This window comes from Candidatus Endolissoclinum faulkneri L2 (genome assembly GCF_000319385.1).
Taxonomy (GTDB): domain Bacteria; phylum Pseudomonadota; class Alphaproteobacteria; order Thalassobaculales; family Thalassobaculaceae; genus Thalassobaculum; species Thalassobaculum faulkneri.
On sequence record NC_019566.1, the window covers coordinates 1,017,603 to 1,038,232 of the forward strand.

Consider the following 20,630-nt stretch of genomic DNA (forward strand, 5'->3'; position numbering starts at 1 on the left):
TGTTTGCAGATATAAAGGAATATGTTATTAATTTTTAGTTTTAAATATAACTAACCTTTCAATTATCTATCCAGCGTACTAGTATACGCTATTGTCTAGTAAAATATGCTATGCATATATAAAATATTATGCTAGGTAAATATAATCATTTAAAATCTACAGCTGAAGAATTTTTTTGGAATAAAATGCAATAATATTTATGTTATAAAACATATTATGCATAATATTTGCTAAATTTATTAGTTAATGCATTTTTGCTAATTACAATACTATATAATATAGTACTAATATTTCATTAACTAAAATATTGCTTTTATGCAAAGACGTCTTAAACTTAGCTATATCAGTGGATTGACTGGTTAAGTGCATAATTATCTTACTTAGTTAGCTAAGTATAGCAACCTTTAGCCAAATCTTAACAAACAATATTAGTCTTAACTAATTGACTGATATCTTGCTTTTTAAACACTATGTTATCAAAAACAACAATAAAAGCGCCAGTATACTATATAGTATTTAAAATATTAATCTTAATATAGTATGGATTACAATAATTAACTTTAGAGCAGTGGTTGCCAAGGGTTAAAATTAACTTGTTTTATATACAATGTGCTTAATAAAATATAAAGCAGATTTTCTTTTCACTAAATATACCTATTTTTCTTAACTGACATATTAAATATAATATCAATAAGTTACACCATATTAAATGCTTCTAAGAAGGAAATTAAAAATTTTTAATGTTTTCATTGGAAACCATAACAACTTTTTGCTTATTATTGTATCCGTAAAAACTCATTTTAGTATCAAAGTTAAATTTTTATGTTAACTAATCCATCTGGAAAGAATAAGTAATGTTATGAACAAAAACATTATTCGCTTTATTTCATAATCTTAATATTTAAAGTAATTTCTATTTAGTATCATAACTAATAAGAATAAGGCTTAAAATATGCGCATTTTCATTTATGATCTAGTAGATATAACTCGATAGTACTATACTTATTGTTGCCAAAATTTTATATAAGGACTATACTATTCATTATCCATAGTATTTTTGTAAAAACCTAATAGCAATTCTAAGCTTAATCAACAGCCCATCCGTATGGAAAACAAGTTAGTTTATATAGAAATGCTTGATAAAAATTAAAAATTCTCATAATTTATCAGGCAGCTCACCATAGTATTAATAATACATCGCAGCTAAATTAACATTGCTACCCTAGATAATAGTCGAATAATACCAAAAAAAAATTACGACACAAAAACTTTATCGATTCTACATAAAAACACTAACAGTCTTGTATTTGTTTTTAAAAAGCACCAATGCTTATTTAAAATTAGCATTTAGTTTATTTATTAATTTTTATTTTAAGTTATTGCTAGATTTTTTGTAAATTATTAAAATTGAATATTATACCTATTTATGTCTAAAAAATTTAATTTTTTTATTAAAATAATTTAACAATGAATGAAATTGCAATTGGCAAATTATTAGTACAATGCGTAATAAAATACAAACCTAGTTAATACAAAGAAACAATAAATATGCAAGAAAAATTTTGGTATTAAATACGAATTGATACGACCGTCAAAAAGTTCAACATAATTTTTTTTAAAATAAACTTATTGCATTATGCTCAAATAGTATATCTATAATCTTATTATAGTAATCTAGATTTACTTAAATAAGATTTTTCTTAAATGATAACAGTATCATAATAAGCGGACTGTTTTGAATTTTGCATTGTGAAAAAGCTATTAATTAAATTGTCAGAGCAAATTAACTTTATGTTTCATGTAAATGCACTTAGGATAATCCTCATTATCGTCAAAAAAGTAGATATAAAAACTCAATAGTGTGCTATTAAATAGCATTATTGAGTGATGATTTTTCTAACTACATAGTAAATTATTTTTACATCTTAATATTGCTAATCAAAGATTATCCAAGTTTATTGGCTGTAGCTAACCATTTTAAGTTTAAAAATAGGCTAGGATCGGGTGCTAATAAAAATACTTTTTAATTAAAGTAACAAAGCATTATATAAAAAACCATAGGAAAATATAATGGATGGCTATCCCATTGATATGACGATAATCCCTAATATAGAAGTTTTTTTGAGCCAGAAACCAATACAATAAGTTATGTAGTAAGTGACCCAGACTCGTTATCTTGCGCTGTGATTGACTATGTAATGGATATAAATTACGCGGTAGGTGAAATAAACTATTACCATGCAAATAAAATGATTGATTATATTCGCAGCAATAGCTTAAAAACAGATTCGATTATTGGTACTAATATTCATGCTGAACACCTCTCAGGAGGAAGTTATATACAGAGCAATCTAGGAGGTAAATTAGGAATCAGCGAAGAGATCAAAATCGTGCAGAATATTTTTGGTGTGTTATTTAACGAAGGAAGCGAATTCAAGAGGGACGATAGCTAATTTGATTATCTTTTTGGCGACGGTGATACTTATCACATAGGTAACATGACTGCATTTACTATACATACCCCCGGGCCATACGCCAACCTGTATGACATATGTTATAGGCAACTCAGCCTTTATCGGAAATACCTTGTTTATGTCAAATAGCGGAAGCGCACGAACCGACTTTCCTGCCAGTGATTCCGGTAAATTATACGATTCAATCCAAAAGTTACTAAACTTACCAAATAATATGCGTCTATTTATGTGTCATGATTATGAACCAAATGGTCGAGCTTTTCAATGGGAAGCACTGTTAGTGTAGAAAAAGAAACTAATAGCCACGTAGGCAGAGGGAATATCTCGTAAAAATTTCATAGCAATGCGAGAAGATAATGACGCTAAACTAGAAATGCCACGTCTTATCAGACTTTCTTTACAGATAAACATGCGTGCTGGCCAAATGCAGCCTCCAGATAAAGAAGGCTATACTTTTTTAAAGGTACCGATGAATAGACTATTGAGATAACAAAAAACAAGGAAAGCAAACTTTAATAGAATTACATAAATGATAAAAATAGCAAGTTTAATCAATTGATGATTTTTAGTGCTTATAATCTAGCTTTAAAAAATATTAAAGCATAAATCAGTGCAGGCATTATAAAATAATGTCATTATCGTTAATTTTTTAATTATAATAACTTTGCGATCTTGTGCAGATAAACCAAGGATTTTCTGATGATTCAAGTTAATTTTGGCTAATATTTATTGTTATCTATTTATAATGTACTCAAAAAGTATATTCAACGTTATCTTCCTAATATCAACAATCATATCAATTATTGATATTAGGAGCGCAATCGTCTGAAGTAGCATCCAGTTATTGCTAAGTTTTTAACTCGATCGTCTTTAAAAGAAAAAGTTTATTATGGTTAATAACATGAGTTTTTCTTCAATAGTCCCGTGATAGTTCATCAGATCTAAATTACCTTATAAGCTATTTCTTTATATTACACTAATTGTTACAAATCTAGTAAATTTATCCTCGTAATAACATTTGTGTTTTTCTCTGCTGTATACTACAATTATTATGGTGATATAATATTCTATTTAAATTTTTAATTCTAATTTTTTAAATTTATTTAAAATCCACCAAAGAAGTTATGGGTTGTTAATTTATCGTTAAACTAAACTAGTGTCTGACGTAGAATTTTTACGTGCAATCGTTAAGATTATACGCTTATGTTAGAATTATCTTTCTGAAATCATTAAAACTGGAATTAAGCATTTTCTTATTTTCCAGCTTGGAAGTAAAACTAAAACAACTGCATTTAACTCACACCAATCAGGTAAAAATTTAGAAAAATTTCTCTAGGAAATGCTGCCTATATGGTTAATAATTTTTTATTCATTCTCATTAAATATTATATGTTATAATGTATTAGTGTGGTAGATGTAAGCTTGTATCACCTAATATGCATTATTTATGTGATTTTAAATAGCCAGCAATCCGATGAATGGCATTATTCATACTATGAAAGTGATATAGAGTTTATTTAGCTAAAATAGTTGATTTCTATTTAATTAATTATTAAGACCTACACCAATTTGGTGGATAAGTATCAACTTATTAGTGTAAAGATTAATACTTTATTATTTCAATGCATAAACGTAAAATTGATATGCCATAACTTATTATAAATTAGTTACAGCAGATATTTATATTATAAGGTTTTTTACAATTTATTTTGATTTAATAGCTCAACAGTTTAATCAATTATGGATATTTGTTTCATCACAAGCTTTTTTAAAAGGCCTTATAGATTACAACATCAGGAATACTATCAAGCTAGTTGATAAACCAGCAATATGAAATTCTACGACAATCAGTCCTAAATAACTTTAAGCAAAGCATATCTAATCATTTCTATAAATTATATAGCGCTAGATTACCGCATGACTAAAATTTTAGTTTTATAGATAAAGACTTAAAATACTAGGTAATTGAAGGTCTAAAACCCATGTTATTCATTTTTTCTTTTCCAACAAAGGAAAGCAATTTGCTAGTACTGAGAAACAAACTAAAGAAATCAATTTATTATCAAATTGATTTCTTTAGTTTGTTTCTCAGTACTAGCAGTGTTTATAGAAACCTTAAATTCTTTGCCAATACTGTATAAACATTAAATATATGATAAATTGAGGTTTAAAAGAATAGCTTTATGATGAATAAATTAACTAAATACCAATCGAATCGTCTATTATGTTAGTAATAGGCTATTTATATTTATGGCAAAAACATACTTTTATTAAAATTTAACTAGAATTAGTTCAGTTAGACAGTCAACGAAAACTGGGTATTGATCTACTAACTTGGAGATCACATTAAATGTCTAAACGTTACAAGCTCTACGAAGGTAAAGCTAAAATCATGTATGAAGGGCCAGAACCAGGCACGATCATTCAATACTTCAAAGACGATGCTACAGCTTTTAACAATCAAAAGCATGATCTAATTGCTGGAAAGGGTGTTATTAACAATCGCATTAGCGAATATTTGATGACAAAATTGACAGAGATTGGTGTGCCTAACCACTTCATTCGTCGACTTAATATGCGTGAACAGCTTATACATGAGGTAGAAATGCTTCCGCTTGAAGTTGCAGTACGAAACGTAGTTGCTGGTTCATTAGCAAAAAGATTTGGATTAGAAGAAAGTACTCAACTTCAGCGCTCTATCATTGAGTACTATTACAAATCAGATGAACTAGGTGATCCACTAATTTCTGAAGGACATATTAATTGTTTTGGTTGGGCTACTAATCAAGAGATAGACGATATGATTATTTTGTCTCTCCGAGTAAACGATTTTTTAGTTGGCTTGTTTCTTGGGGTTGGAATAAGACTGGTTGACTTTAAACTAGAATTTGGTCGTTGGCACAATAGTAATGAGGAAGTGCAGATCGTACTTGCTGATGAGATCAGTCCGGATAATTGCCGATTATGGGATATTAAAACCAACGAAAAAATGGATAAGGATCGCTTTAGGCGTGATCTAGGTGGCGTTAAGGAAGCCTATCAGGAGGTAGCACGCCGTCTAGGAGTGCTAACGGAAATTAATAACATTGATTTGAATAATCACAATAGCCTTTCAGTACAAGATGGATTAGCATAATGCTAAATAATTTAATAATTATAGCTGATCAGTCTTTTTATTGAATTTTTTAAAAATTACTGCAACCAGATTTAGTTAATACTAATAAATTATAAAATGTTGTATACTAATTGAAATTTATACAGCAGAGATAATTAGCTACAAACTTCAACAATAAGCATCATGTGATATCTAGATATCTTGCAGATTTGTAGCTAATCCAAGGGTAGAGTCTACTAAGTCTCTCATCAAGAAATAGCTAATTCGGATATTGATATAATTCTATGGATATTCTTATGAAAGCAAACTGATTAAGTAGATGAATTTTAAAATGCAATGTTACTGCACTAAATGAGATAATCTGCATAAGCAATTTACATTTTTCAAGTTCTATGTTGGCATTTTTAACGATGATATGCAGATAAATCTCGAAAAAGTAAACTACTCTGTTAGAAATACTTTTGGTAAGAAATGTATTTAGTATACGTTATTTGAATAAATAACAGCATTAAAATTTCAAAAAAAGCAATATAATCAATTTAAAATATTTTCAATCTTTAAGCGCTTAATTATTTTATCAATCTTCTTGCTGATTTTTATTATTACTTAATACAGTAGGCAAAGTCACTTTACTTGACAATGCATTGCTGTAACCACACTGCTGCATCAAAATAATTTATCATTATTGATCTTAAGAATAATTGAGAGTACTTCTTTAGCATTGTACCAATTGCAATTAATAAACCTAACGATACAAAACAATTATGCGCAAATTAATTTGCTTTAATGTCATTCCATGGCATTGAAGTAGCTACCATTGAAATAATATACCTCCCTAACGGATAATATTTATCCTTGTGAGGTAGATATTACTGATAGCATAAAAAAACCTAATTATTATTAGTTTAGCAGTTATGCAATCACTTAAATATTATTGTAAAAAACCTTCGATTTAGTCGATTGGTGATTTATTAGCGATTATAATTAGTATTGGAGATACTAATTATAACAAAGGATATGGTTAATTTTCATATTAAAACTTAATTTGGAAATGTTAATAATTTGGAACCTTTATGATCTATTCTACGATAAAAAACTAATTCTAGAAAAAAATAAATCGCCGATAGGTGGTATTTTATTTATAATTACAGTAGGTTATCGAGTGATATAATTAAGTAGCATTAACAATATGTCGGATAGTTATTTTTTTATTCCATTTTATCCACTGCTAAAATTGCCTTATGTTAAAACAGCGCGCTGATATTTCTATTAATTGATCACTAATCAACCGATATATGATATGATTGACGTTAAGCCCACAAACGGTAGATTTTATACAAAAAAATTAAGCGGTTCCACACAATTAGTATAGTTAATTATAATTTTATATTAAAACATAAGATTGCTGTATAATCATTAAAAACTTAAGATTTTATTCTATGAGTAAATATATAATAAAAATAAATTTTTACCTTTCAAAGCCGATAGGTATTGAAGCAATAACTATAAAACTAATATTCAATAGACTGGTAAAAAATTGCTATGATCCATAAAAAAGTTTATAAGTAATAAACTATACTAACAAATATTAAGTATGTTAGCAAAAATCAAGTTTAAGCTTCAAAATACTTGCTACCTTGGCATAAAAAATACTTAATATGCTTAAGGAAAATACATTCATAAATCTATACTACAACACATATAGATTACTAATTAAAATATTTTTAAATTTATCTACACAACGGTAGTTAAATATTAATAAGAAAAGTTCTATAATTGCTACATATTCCATTTTAACACAATAATATATAATTCTTTATATATTATTGTGTTAAAATGAGCGAAAGATATAATTTTCTCGCAAGGAAAACCAAAAAAATCTTATTTCTACCTACTAAATTAAAAATAAACTATCTTCATTATTATACTCTAGTATAAATTAACTTTCCTAATCGGCAATGATACGTTTACATTTTGTTTAAACAAAAGATTTCAGTTATTTTCTTTGCAAATTTCCACATCAACGGCTGCATTAGATTATTGTCATGATAATTTCACGAATTTACTTAAGTTAGCTATAACAGCATTAACAAACTTATTTTGTAAAAAAATAAACTTAATTATACGATTAATTTGACTAAAAAGTAGTAGAATTTTATCGTAATAATAAAAATTACTACACTAAATAATTTGGATAATATTATGAAGGTTACTATTTATCTCAAACTTAAGCTAGAAGTACTTGATCCACAAGGAAAAGTAATTGCTCGTGCCCTTTCCGATTTGGGATTTGTTGGTATCAACGAAGTTCGTCAAGGAAAAATAATTGAAATTGATCTTGACGAAACGGATTCCGTTAAAGCTTTATCCTATACAAAAAACATGTGCGAACGTCTATTAGCAAATACGATTATCGAAAATTATAGTGTTAGCATCGACGACTAATCCAATTAGTACTTTTCTTTACTTATTAAAGTTTAACTAATGATGTATGTCACATTAGATGGCTTATATTAATTATCGATTAACATATCGAATATTTCATTGATTAGTATAAATAAAGCGCTAATAAATACCCTCTCTTAAATAGAGATCAACTAATAATTACCAAGAACAATAGATAATATTTTGCTTAAAAATTAAGCAACCGCAATTTATCACTTAATCTTGATTGCACAGCTGCAGTTGTTAATATAGCACATCTAGTTTTACCAGATGGATTATTGTACGATCCACAATATATTATATTAAAACAGATTAAGTTCACCGTTTGAGATATAAAATACTTATTTAATGATTTTTTAAAAGTGCTGATGCAGAAATACAAATATACTTTAAATACTTAATATTTTAGTTTAATGCGCAACTATATTACAAAGCAATAGAAGCCGCAAAAACTAGTGAATATATTGTACAATACTCGCACAATTTAATTATTTAACATAAGACAACCCCACAGCACATTTATTTTTAGATTAATAATTAGTATCCGACTATTGATTACAACTAACAGCTAAAGTAAAATCAATATAAATTGATTAGAAAAATAAAAAGCAAAATGAATAATATCCTGAATAAAATATAGTTAAATTATTTTGCTAAAATTGTATACAAGCATTAGACATTAAATATTGAAACTAATCTCTATGCTTCCAAACGCAATACTATTAAATCCTAGATTAGATACATTAAAAATTATTGCTTAAGGAATTTTCTTTAAAAAATAAACTAATAAATTATTACGATCCTATGGTGTGGTATTATCTGACAAGGTAGTTTTGTAATAAGAGTAACATCATCGATTAATAAATCGAAAACAATACAAAAATTCATGACTATTTAATATCATTATTAATTACAAAAAGCGCAATTGTCAATTTTCTAGTTATTATATCGATTAAATCAGCTAATCATATATATAAAATAATTAATCGCGCAATTATATAGATTGAGTTTTTCTATGTTTTGTAGGCCAATGCTCTATGTTAATCAAAGGAATAAATTACATTTACTATATTCTATTAATTAGGCAAGTATACTAGTTTAGCTCAAATTACAAATAGCATTTCTTAATGCTAATTATAAATATAACGACGATACTTTGAACGAAAATTAATCGAATTAGTACAAGTGAGATATTAAACAATATATTAGCTGCTAATGCAGAGAAGCACATTATTATTTACATATTTCTTATATAAATGCATAATTTTTTATGCTAAATTTAAGTGATAAAATTTTTTATAGATGAAAAATCAATATTTAAGTTATGTGATTAATGATAATTGTTAACATTTAAATAATGTATAGAATACATCTTAGTTAGATGTGAGTTCAATTAATTAATGCTTCACTAAGCATCTTAGTTAAATAAATTTTTTAAAATCGAGAGCAATCTTGACATCTAAACTAATATCATCAAATGAATTTTTATTTAGTAATTTATCTATTAAAATATTAATATCGATCACTTACTAAGCTATACTATTTTTAACTTGTTCAATTATAAGAATTATGCGATCACTTATCCGCTGAATATTCCAATAATTGGATGTTTCCCGGAGAGCAAAAAATGAAAACGGCGATTGTTCTATTTCCCGGATCTAACCGAGATCGGGATATGTCTATAGCCATACGCCAATCTTTCGGTAATGACCCACTCTTTATTTGGCATAAAGAAACCGAAATTCCCAAAGTAGATTTAATTATTATTCCAGGCGGGTTTTCTTATGGAGATTACCTACGCTCCGGTGCAATCAGCGCACTATCACCTGTAATGCGTACGGTTGAGAAACAAGCCAGAAATGGTGTACCAGTGTTAGGAGTTTGTAACGGCTTCCAGATTTTAACCGAAGCTAGAATATTACCAGGCGTTCTTATGCGTAATATTACATTAAAGTTTGTGTGTAAAACAATCAGTTTGAAGGTAGAAAACTCTTCTAGTATATTCAGCAATCGCTATAGTCGGGGACAAATTCTTTCACTACCCGTTGCACATAACGATGGTAATTATTTTGCTGACGATGACACACTTAATAGGATAGAGGATAATGACCAGGTAGCTTTTCGCTATGTTACAAATGAGAATGGTTTGCTTGGAAACCCAAACGGATCTATGCGTGATATCGCTGGCGTTTATAACGAAAATAAGACAGTTTTGGGTTTAATGCCTCATCCTGAGAATGCTATTTACTCTTTTTTCGGAAGAGCGGATGGTAGAGATTTTTTTGATAATTTAATAAAATCATTGTATTTAATATCTTGAGATGTTGATTTTTTTTTGTAAAATTAATTACATGTTTTATCTTGTTAAATTATAGATCTAAGTTATGGATAGTTTAAGTAAACTGCGTTCATTGATAGATCTAATATTAATCAAGCAACTACTTATAAATAGTTAGACGTAATGCATTCCATAAACCAAATCTCTGCCACTAAATTCTCATTAAAACAAAGTCTAAAGTTGATAGCGCAACGATGAAAAAATTCCTATTAAACCACCTGGAGTATATTATCAAATAAGAATAAATCCGGATGTTATTTTTACTGATAGCTAGGCTAAAATTCTAAAGATTATCATAATAACAATGTTATACTTATAGGCTGGACAAAAAAACTACACTAGCGTTTGATGTATAATAAATAACAATGTAGCAATGTATCTTTGTTGTTTATATTATTTGATTATTCAACAAAATGATATTCATTTCCGCGGCAGCCACATGTATTTTTGATATATTATGATATTATGTAATCCATATAATAGTAAAGAAGTTAGCTTAAAAATTAAACACTTTACACCCATCGTAAGATAGTTTTACTGTTTAAAATGTGTTTGCATTAGTGTAATAAAATGTACAGCTTAAAATTTAAAAAAATTATCTATGTAATGAAATTTATTTGAATGTTGAAACATCTGCTACAAATTAATGAATTAATACTCATTCCTGGAGATAGATTCTATCTTGGATAATTTATAAATCAAAGGTTGGTTTCTAGAAATCAATAAAATTAATCTCAAGATTAAGAGCATTAAGAAAACGTAACTAATACTTGTCAAGATGAGATGAAGCTTAGAATAAAAGAATAATAGAAAATTATAATTCAAAAATATCAGTTACATTCGCTTTGATTTTGTCAAAATACTAAATTTTATTATAAAATAGTATCTATTTATAGATACTATAATAAATAACTAAAAATTTTAAATAATTTGTAGAATGAAATTAAATATTTTTACTTTTATAATAAAACTACAATACCAATGCAATAAATGTTCTGTAATAAATATCAATAAATTTAGACTAAAATAGTCTTAGTAAATAAGAACAATAAAGTTTAAAACGAAAATTAGGCGAAATATTTGGCACAAGCCAATTTAACAGTGAAGTAAATATTAACTAAGTATTAATACCTTTTTATAATTAAAAATTACCTAAAAGACATTTTTTACATAATTGATGAGAAAATCCTAATATTTATCTCTATAAGAAAGAGACATATTAACAAATATAGCACATTTTATAAACTTAAAATAATCTTAGCAGAGCTATAATTAACTATTTAATAGCTAATTATACAAGCTGATACTTATTAATTCGTCAATTTTAATTTTAACTAATCATATAATAATATACATAAATTACTTAATACGATACTAAACAAGCATAGTTATGTTACGAGATTAATCAAATAATCCTAGAATATGCTCTAGGCTAAAACGTCCATAAAAATTATAATAAAATTCTATACAAGCGTAAAGAAAAACTTAATGGTAAGTTTATAGAATATAATAACTCCTATATACTAATACTCTACGATTCATTTAGTTCAAATTTAATTGCGATAATGCATAAAATTATCAAATATCAATCAAATAAAATATTAAAAATGAATAAATAATTTTTATATAAAAAATATTGCAATATAACCTATGATATAAAATGTATATTTGCTTATTTAGCAATAAACTAAACCAGCCATGACTACAGATAAATTAAAGTATTACCGTTTTATAATTGCATAAATTATATTATAAGTATTATAATTTTTATTATATAAAATGAATTATTAACCAATAGATTTAAATGTAATATTGTTTTTCCTATTATTTATAAAATCATTAAACAATTCTAACATCTAGGTTATCTTATAGCAATGACGATAAGTCAGTATTCAAATAATAGGAGCTAACTTTTTAACGCACTAAAAATATACTAATCAACTAGATTAGGAATTCATAAAAGTGAATTTAAGGATAAGTCAACAGAGTATATTCTGACCAAATTTCAGCTCTGAAAGTATCTTTTATTATAGTAACAAAAGAAACCATAAATTTTACTTCTTTTAACTCACAACCTGAAAGCTAAGAATAAAACGAATCTATCTTCGCACCACGTAAAAATATTACTTAATGCTATATTAACCGTCTTTAGCTCTTTTTATCTTAATTATTGTAAAATTTGTGGATGCGAACAAGTTTGGGAAATTGTGATATTATTCACTTACGTAATAAAAACTACTGAAATTACGGCTGCTTAATACGTGTAAGGCCTTATGCATTATACAAAACAAAGCAGCTCATGTGTAAAAATTAACGCTGGTTTTTGAAAAAAAACATCAGAAAAGTTGTAACAAAAATTGATTAGGACTCACTTAAAGCATTGTAAATACCAATTTAGGTACGTATAAAAGGCGGGTCAGTAGGCTATTTCAAGTACTAATTTATATTAGAAGATAAATTAGTACTCAGCAGCGTTTTACATACAAAAGCTTAACAATTTCTTATGTTACAATACTAATAAAGAATCAATTTAATTGATTCTTTATTAGTATTGTTGGTACAATTAGCACAATTTAGGCTAATTCAATTAGTTAAACAAAGTAGCATTATACAAAACTTTAATGGCTAAGATTTCATTAATTAACCTTTAACAAAGCAATCACGGCCAGCGTACTTCTGGAGGTAAGCTCATCATAATTGCTTCCACATTACCTCCAGTCTCCAATCCAAAAATAGTACCACGATCATATAGTAAATTAAATTCCACATAGCGGCCGCGTCGCACAAGCTGATGATCACGCTCTTCTGATGTCCAATCCTCGTTCATCCGCCTAGCAGCTATTTTGGGGTAAATTGCAAGAAATGCGAGTCCAACATCCTTAGTAAAAGCAAAAGTACTATCAAAGTCTTCATCTAAATAGTCATAAAATATCCCACCACTTCCACGTGGCTCATCTCTATGCTTAATGTAAAAGTATTCATCGCACCATTTTTTAAATTTAGGGTAGTATCCTAGATTATGTCGATCACAAGCAGCCTTTAGACCTGCATGGAAAAAATTAGTATCAATTGGATCAAAAACTGTATGAGTTAAATCAGTCCCTCCGCCAAACCAACTTTTACTGGTAGTAATATAGCGATTATTCATATGGACTGCAGGCACTTTCGGTGATCGCATATGTGCTACCAGTGATATGCCTGTGGCAAAGAAACGAGGGTCTTGATTCGCGCCAGGAATCTGTTTGCGAAATTCTCCAGATAATTCACCATATACAGTCGAGACGTTGACACCCACTTTGTCAAATACACGCCCTTTCATTATTGACATCACGCCGCCGCCGCCACCATTACGCTCCCATCTCTTAGCCTTAAACCTTCCAGGTTCCCAACTCTTTAACTTGCCATCGTATGCGTCTTCTAAAGATTCAAATACCTTGCAAATTTGATTACGCAAACTTTCAAACCAGGTTTGGGCAGTAATTTGTTGATTATCTGATGCAAGATACATACGATATCCTTATCTTAATTTTTAACTGTACGATTAATAATATAATTAAACTATTTCAGTGCCAAGCATAAAGTAATACTAATCTTTACTAGTGTAGGATTAAGCAAATAGCGTAAATAGCAAAAAAATACAAGACACTCACATTAAACATGTAATATAGAGATAATCATATGCATAATCTTGACTACAATTCTTAAAAACTACTTAAAAAAACCATCCTTAAGTCTGCTTTATAAAAAGCAAGTAAAATAATGTCTGTTCGCTTAGAAATAGCTTGTTATATATTCGTAATATCTATATTAAATCCTCAATAATTTTTTACTTTCATAATAGAACTAAACTTAGATGTTTGAATCATTAAACTAATCAACCATAATTATAATATGTTATCTATGTAATTTCTCTACCTAAACAATTAATTAATATTAATTAAGTAAAATATTGGATCAAATAAACTATTTATTACTAACCAAAATTAATCCTATTATAGATAATAAGTTTAATTGAAAACAATGATATCTCGAGAAAAATTTTTACATTTAAAGAGTAATATATTTCGTAATATATAACTAATGTTAAAAATATTTAAGTTATCACAATAATTGATAAAATATTTTACTCCAATCTTTTTTTTGTAACACAAAACCATAATAGTGATTAATAATAATTTTAAAAAAGCGGTTAAATAAAGAATGACAAGATATAATATGTAGTATTAAATTTTATATTTATAAAACCATTTACCATTAATATTAATTAATATTTACTGGGAATTATAAATTTATAGTTTATTAGATCATCTAACCGCTAATTCAATCTAAAAAAACAACATATACAAAACTTTTTGATCTTTCATTTATTACATAAGCTATTTAATCTTATTTATTAAAGTAGCTAATATCTGGATTTTTATAAAATTTTTAGTAAATTGTGGCTTATTCAAAATACTAATTTACTACATTTCTTTTGCCAAAAGCGCACAATATTATAAACATAATATTAGTAAAAGAAAAAGATAAAAAAGGATATCTAAAATAGAAAGTCATGTTTATGCTGCTTGTGGTTTATTCGAGTTTCTCTTGTTTAGCTTTTATAGATCGTATATGATAAAACTGCATTTTATGCTTTAATCGGACATTAAAAGCTCTTTTTCATTACTAAATTCCAAAAAGATAAAAATTATGTCAATCGTACTATAAATTTATCTCAGTAGAGCACTGTAGTATAGATTACAGCATAAAACAAAAAAAATTAAGCTAACTTGGATAAACAAGTTGTAAATTCTTTAAATAAAGTAAATTCTCTTCTGTAAGAAAATTATTTTGATAAATTAAAAGAAAAAACTAAACATTTCGTAGATCTTCTATTGGCAAATTACAATTATCTTCTCTTTTATTTATCGATAATTTTTTTATATTACTATTACTTATAGATATGATAGCTTATAGAATAATTTATTTTATCAAAATAAAGCTTAGTAATAAAAATATCCGTAATGAATCATTTTATAAAAATAATTCTATTATACTATCGATTAAACGATATTTTACTTCAATTTACTAGTTAATTTTTATAGTTATTAAAAGTAATTGCAGAAATTGTATATTATAAAATCCAAAAATACAATTTAAATATATAAAGTTATGATCGATAGCTAATTGATAGATTATTCTAAATACATGATGTAAAAAGCATTTTAAAGATAGTCAGAATGACAAAAGAAAAATTGTTTTGAGCAAACGTTAAATTATATAATTTATTATACTATCAGAGAAAAAATTATTTGTGCTATCAGCTATTTTAGTAATTAATCTATTCATACATCCAATATCATCTATAAGGCGATATCATTGAAATCTTTTCGATGATATTAGAATGAGTGAAATATATACAATTTTTAATTATACTATTCGTTAATCCTAGTAAAAAAAATAAACAACATAATAAACAACATCAGATAATTAATATGCAAGTAATTTTACAAAACTTTTTATTAATTTTTTCTGTTTTACTTTAAATTACATATGTATTTTTTTAGACTATTATTATCTTTTTATCGCCTAAAAAATCTTTTTTTATACCATAAAATAAAGAGTTTTTATTATAATTTTCACCCGATCAACATGGCTACAGGAAAATTAACAATTTTAATAATTTTTATTAAAAAAAACAAACTAATTAGTTCGACAGTAAAAAATTTTGCTAAATAAAAATTACTAGGATAATAATATTTATCCTTCCGCATATTCTGTGAATATAATAAAAATTATAGCTATATTAGCTACAACCGCTAGTAGAACCACAAGTAACACATTTTAAGCAACTTCCATTGTGTATTAGAGTAAAGTTACCGCACTCAATACAACCTTCACCTTGATAACCCTTAATCTTTGCTTCCATTTTCATTGATAAATCCATCTCATTAACATCGTTAATTGCCCTATTGCTAGCAGCTATAGAATAATTACTCCCAGCAACATCATCAGATTTAACCGTAGCATCCTTCATATGGCTATCAGAAAGCACGTTAGCCCCATCACTCATATGGGTGATGGGGCTACTACGTTGTTGATGAGCCAATGTAATATTTGGCTCAATCAACGATGATAATATCGGTACTCGCTCATCGACATTTTTCTTAGAAGAAGAGACAAAATGCTGCGTATTACGGGTTATAACATCTACTAAATTCGAGCGAACATCAGATCGCATAAAACCACGACTAGCAAGGTCAATAACTTTATCTAAGATTGCATCCGCCCTGCAATGATCATATTCCTCGCCTTGACCATCACCAACAGTATCCGGAGTTAAATCTTCTTGCTTCACATGAGCTAAATCATGGCGATCCAAATAAGAAATAGCTAATTCGCGAAACATATAGTCAAGAATTGAAGTTGACATCTTAATGGCGTCATTACCTTGAACTACACCTTGCGGCTCAAATCTGGTAAATGTAAAAGCATCTACATATTCGTCTAGTGGCACACCGTATTGCAAACCAATAGATACTGCAATAGCGAAATTATTCATCAACGATCGAAAGGCAGCGCCTTCTTTGTGCATGTCTATAAAAATTTCACCAAGCGAACCATCCGAATATTCTCCGGTACGTAAATAAACTTTATGGCCACCAACAACTGCTTTCTGGGTATAACCCTTACGACGCTGAGGCAAACGATCACGTTCCGCGCGCTTTTTTATAATCTTATTTACCACCTTGTCAACAACACGTTCTACAGTTAATCCAACCTTTCCCGTACTTGACGGAGTGATAAATTCGTTAATTTCCTCCTCATCGTCAAAACCAAATACTGCAGCAGAAAGCGGCTGGCTAAGCTTAGATCCATTACGGTACAAAGCATTAGCTTTCAGACCTAATCGCCAAGATAACATGTAAGCGTTTTTACAATCCTCAACCGTAGCACTCTCAGGCAAATTAATAGTTTTTGATATTGCTCCAGAAATGAATGGCTGAGCTGCAGCCATCATATAAATATGGCTTTCCACCGAAAGATAACGCTTACCCCCACGACCACATGGGTTAGCACAGTCAAATACAGCTAAATGCTTCTCTTTTAAGTGTGGCGCACCTTCCAAAGTCATCGCGCCACAAACATATTTGTTAGCGCTTTCAATTTCTAACTTAGAAAAACCAATACTACTCAGTACATCAAAGGAACTATCATTAACTTGTTTGTCAGTTAAATTAAGTACTTCTTTGCAAAATTTTTCTCCCAACGTCCACTTGTTAAAAACAAACCTTAGATCAAAAGCCGATACTATCGCTTGTTCTAAAGCGGCAATTTGTTCATCAGCAAATCCCTTAGCCAGTAGTGAAGAATGCCCCATAACAGGAGCATTCTTCAAAGAACCGTGACCTATAGCATAACGGACAATATCCTGAATATGTTCATCACTATAGCCCAATCTGCGCAATGCTATGGGTATAACACCATTAATTATCTTTAAATAGCCACCTCCCGCCAGCTTCTTGAATTTCACAATCGCGAAATCTGGCTCAATGCCTGTAGTATCACAATCCATGACTAAGCCAATCGTACCAGTTGGCGCAATAGCTGTAACCTGAGCATTCCGGAAGCCATTTTTTTCGCCTAGATCTAAAGCTGTACTCCAAGACGCTCGTGCAGCTGTGATCAAAGACCTCTGAGAACAATTGCTAGCATCCAGCGCAACAGGAGATATAGAAAGATTTTCATAACCGTCATTATCGCCATAAGCAGCACGACAATGATTGCGAATTACCCGAAGCATATCATTAGCGTTGGATTGGTATTTAGAAAAAGCTCCAATTTCGCCAGCAATTTCAGCAGAAGTAGCATAGGCAACGCCAGTCATCAAAGCAGTAATTGCACCGCAAATCGCACGACCATTATCACTATCGTATGGCAATCCCATTGCGATTAGAAGACCGCCAATATTAGCGTAACCTAATCCTAGTGTGCGATATTCATAGGAAAGCTTAGCAATTTTCCTGGAAGGAAATTGCGCCATAAGCACTGAGATCTCTAATGTAATAGTCCATAGCCGAGAGGCGTGGGTGAATTTAGCAACGTTAAAGCTACCATCATCGTCTAAAAAGCGAATTAAATTTATCGAAGCCAGATTACAAGCAGTGTCATCAAGAAACATATATTCTGAGCAAGGATTAGAAGCGTTAATGCGACCACCAGTTGGACAAGTATGCCAAGAGTTGATTGTACTATCATATTGTAAGCCTGGATCTGCACTATGCCAAGCGGCCTCAGCGATCTTTTCCCAGAGATCTCTAGCCCGCAAAGTTGCATGTATTTTACCATCAGTACGACGAATCAAATTCCATTCGCCATCAACCTCAACGGCGTTCAAAAATTCATCACTAACACGTACTGAATTGTTTGAGTTTTGCCCAGAGACAGTAAGATAGGCTTCACTATCCCAGTCAGTTTCATAGGTGTCAAACTCAACTTCTGTAAATCCCTGACGAGCAAATTGAATAGCTCGCTGTATGTAACTTATCGGTAACATAGCATTTTTAGCAGCCTGAATAGCTACTTTCAGCTCAGGATTTTTATTTGGTTCAAAGGCATTATCGCCAAGGATTTTGACCCCACCGACACAAGCTGCCATTATAGCTTTCATAGAATTAACGATAAGCTTAGAGCCAGAAACAAGTGCTGCAACCTTTTGCTCTTCAACTACTTTCCACTTAATGTATGCTACAATATCAGGATGATTGATATCGACAACGACCATCTTAGCAGCACGACGAGTGGTACCACCTGACTTAATAGCACCGGCAGCCCTATCTCCAATCTTTAGAAAACTGAGTAAACCTGAAGATTTGCCTCCGCCGGATAGCGGTTCACTTTCACCGCGCAATTGGGAAAAGTTAGAACCAGTTCCCGAGCCATACTTAAATAAACGTGCCTCACGAATCCAAAGGTCCATTATGCCACCATCTTGCACCAGATTGTCTTGTACGCTCTGTATAAAACATGCGTGAGGTTGGGGATGCTCGTAGGCGGATTGCGAAAAAGTCAATTTGCCAGTCTCAAAATCAACGTAGTAATGACCTTGGGCTGGACCATTGATACCGTATGCCCAGTACAAACCAGTATTAAACCACTGTGGAGAATTTGGTGCTGCTATTTGACGAGCAAGCATTACATACATCTCGTCATAATAAACACGAGCATCTTGTTCAGTGTCAAAGTAACCACCTTTCCAGCCCCAATAGGTCCAAGTACCTGCTAAACGGTTAAAAATCTGTTTAGCGCTGTTTTCACCAGTGGTACGCCTTTCTTTCGGTAAAGCAGCAAGCTTTTCTTCATCTGGAACTGCCCGACATAACCAACTGGGAATATTCTCTTCTTGTAGCTTTTTAAGGGCAACAGGAACACCTGCCTTACGAAAATACTTCTGTGCCAAAATATCGCTTGCAACTTGAGACCAATCGCTTGGTACCTCTATGCTATCGCAATGAAATATAACACTCCCGTCTAGGTGCCGAATCTCACTAGTTGTTCTCCGAAAATTGATTTCATCTAGTACATCCTTACCAGCTGTTGTGAAGCATCGTTCAACCTTCATCCTAAAGCTCCCATATGAGATGGGTAATGCCGCATTGATTGTTTAAAAATTAAAACACACATTAATATCAACTACATATCTAGATATGTAGTTGATAAAGAAAGATTAAAATTTAATAAATTAATCAAAATAGTATACTACAATAGAATTAATATTCATAAATTAATATACTCTTTGGTAATAAAATAATGATTTGCCTAATTATGAATAATAATGCTGATTAAACAATAACTTGCAATAAATCCAGCTTTGTTATATGTAAACTAATTAATCATCAAATAAAAGTTGATTAAGTCTGTTCCCAATGAACCAGGATGGTTTATTTAAAAGGTTTAAAATCTCCATACAGGCTTAATAACATCAATACGTTGACTTAATTTACAGAATTATAAACTCGCTCAAATTGCTGATTGCCGAAAAGCAAATATAAAAATGAGCAGTAGCTCCTTAATAAATCTATTTAGTACAAGCAATATTAAAATGCTCCTTATTAAAATCGCGTTTTATGTAATTACCTCTCTGTCTAAGACATATAAGCGATATTATTACTACGATATCTTCTTTGCAAGAAGTGACAGCAATAAATACTTTATAAATAATAATAACAAAAGATTATCTGTCTTATTAATAGCAAGCGTGCTGGATAAATCGCTAATG

The 20,630-nt window shown here is 29.5% G+C and carries 8 protein-coding genes; 6 read left to right on the top strand and 2 right to left on the bottom strand.

Annotated features, from left to right (window positions below):
• Positions 1-2,183: 2,183 nt before the first annotated feature.
• The 6 genes from A1OE_RS04500 (at position 2,184) to purQ (ending at position 10,354) form a co-directional block, all read left to right on the top strand.
• Positions 2,184-2,453 carry an MBL fold metallo-hydrolase gene (locus A1OE_RS04500; protein WP_202802547.1) on the top strand — a complete coding sequence of 90 codons (270 nt, stop codon included), beginning with the start codon at positions 2,184-2,186 and terminating at the stop codon, positions 2,451-2,453.
• Positions 2,454-2,544: 91 nt separating this feature from the next.
• Positions 2,545-2,760, top strand: coding sequence for an MBL fold metallo-hydrolase (locus tag A1OE_RS04505; RefSeq protein WP_202802548.1), 216 nt, complete (start codon positions 2,545-2,547; stop codon positions 2,758-2,760).
• Between the two features lie 57 nt (positions 2,761-2,817).
• On the top strand, positions 2,818-2,964 hold the full coding sequence (locus tag A1OE_RS04510; RefSeq protein ID WP_202802549.1) for a hypothetical protein: 147 nt from the start codon (positions 2,818-2,820) through the stop codon (positions 2,962-2,964).
• A 1,860-nt stretch (positions 2,965-4,824) separates the two neighbouring features.
• Positions 4,825-5,610 (top strand): phosphoribosylaminoimidazolesuccinocarboxamide synthase, encoded by a 786-nt coding sequence (purC, locus tag A1OE_RS03055; protein WP_015088797.1) that lies wholly within the window; start codon positions 4,825-4,827, stop codon positions 5,608-5,610.
• A gap of 2,181 nt (positions 5,611-7,791) precedes the next feature.
• A complete protein-coding gene (gene purS, locus A1OE_RS03060; protein ID WP_044283276.1) occupies positions 7,792-8,034 on the top strand; it encodes a phosphoribosylformylglycinamidine synthase subunit PurS in 243 nt (80 codons plus the stop codon).
• Between the two features lie 1,627 nt (positions 8,035-9,661).
• Positions 9,662-10,354, top strand: coding sequence for a phosphoribosylformylglycinamidine synthase subunit PurQ (gene purQ / locus A1OE_RS03065; RefSeq protein WP_015088805.1), 693 nt, complete (start codon positions 9,662-9,664; stop codon positions 10,352-10,354).
• Between the two features lie 2,677 nt (positions 10,355-13,031).
• On the opposite strand, the gene hemF is transcribed toward purQ, so the two are convergent.
• On the bottom strand, positions 13,032-13,880 hold the full coding sequence (gene hemF / locus A1OE_RS03070) for an oxygen-dependent coproporphyrinogen oxidase (protein WP_015088807.1): 849 nt from the start codon (positions 13,878-13,880) through the stop codon (positions 13,032-13,034).
• A 2,277-nt stretch (positions 13,881-16,157) separates the two neighbouring features.
• Positions 16,158-19,973 (bottom strand): vitamin B12-dependent ribonucleotide reductase, encoded by a 3,816-nt coding sequence (locus tag A1OE_RS03075; RefSeq protein WP_015088812.1) that lies wholly within the window; start codon positions 19,971-19,973, stop codon positions 16,158-16,160.
• Between the last annotated feature and the right edge of the window lie 657 nt (positions 19,974-20,630).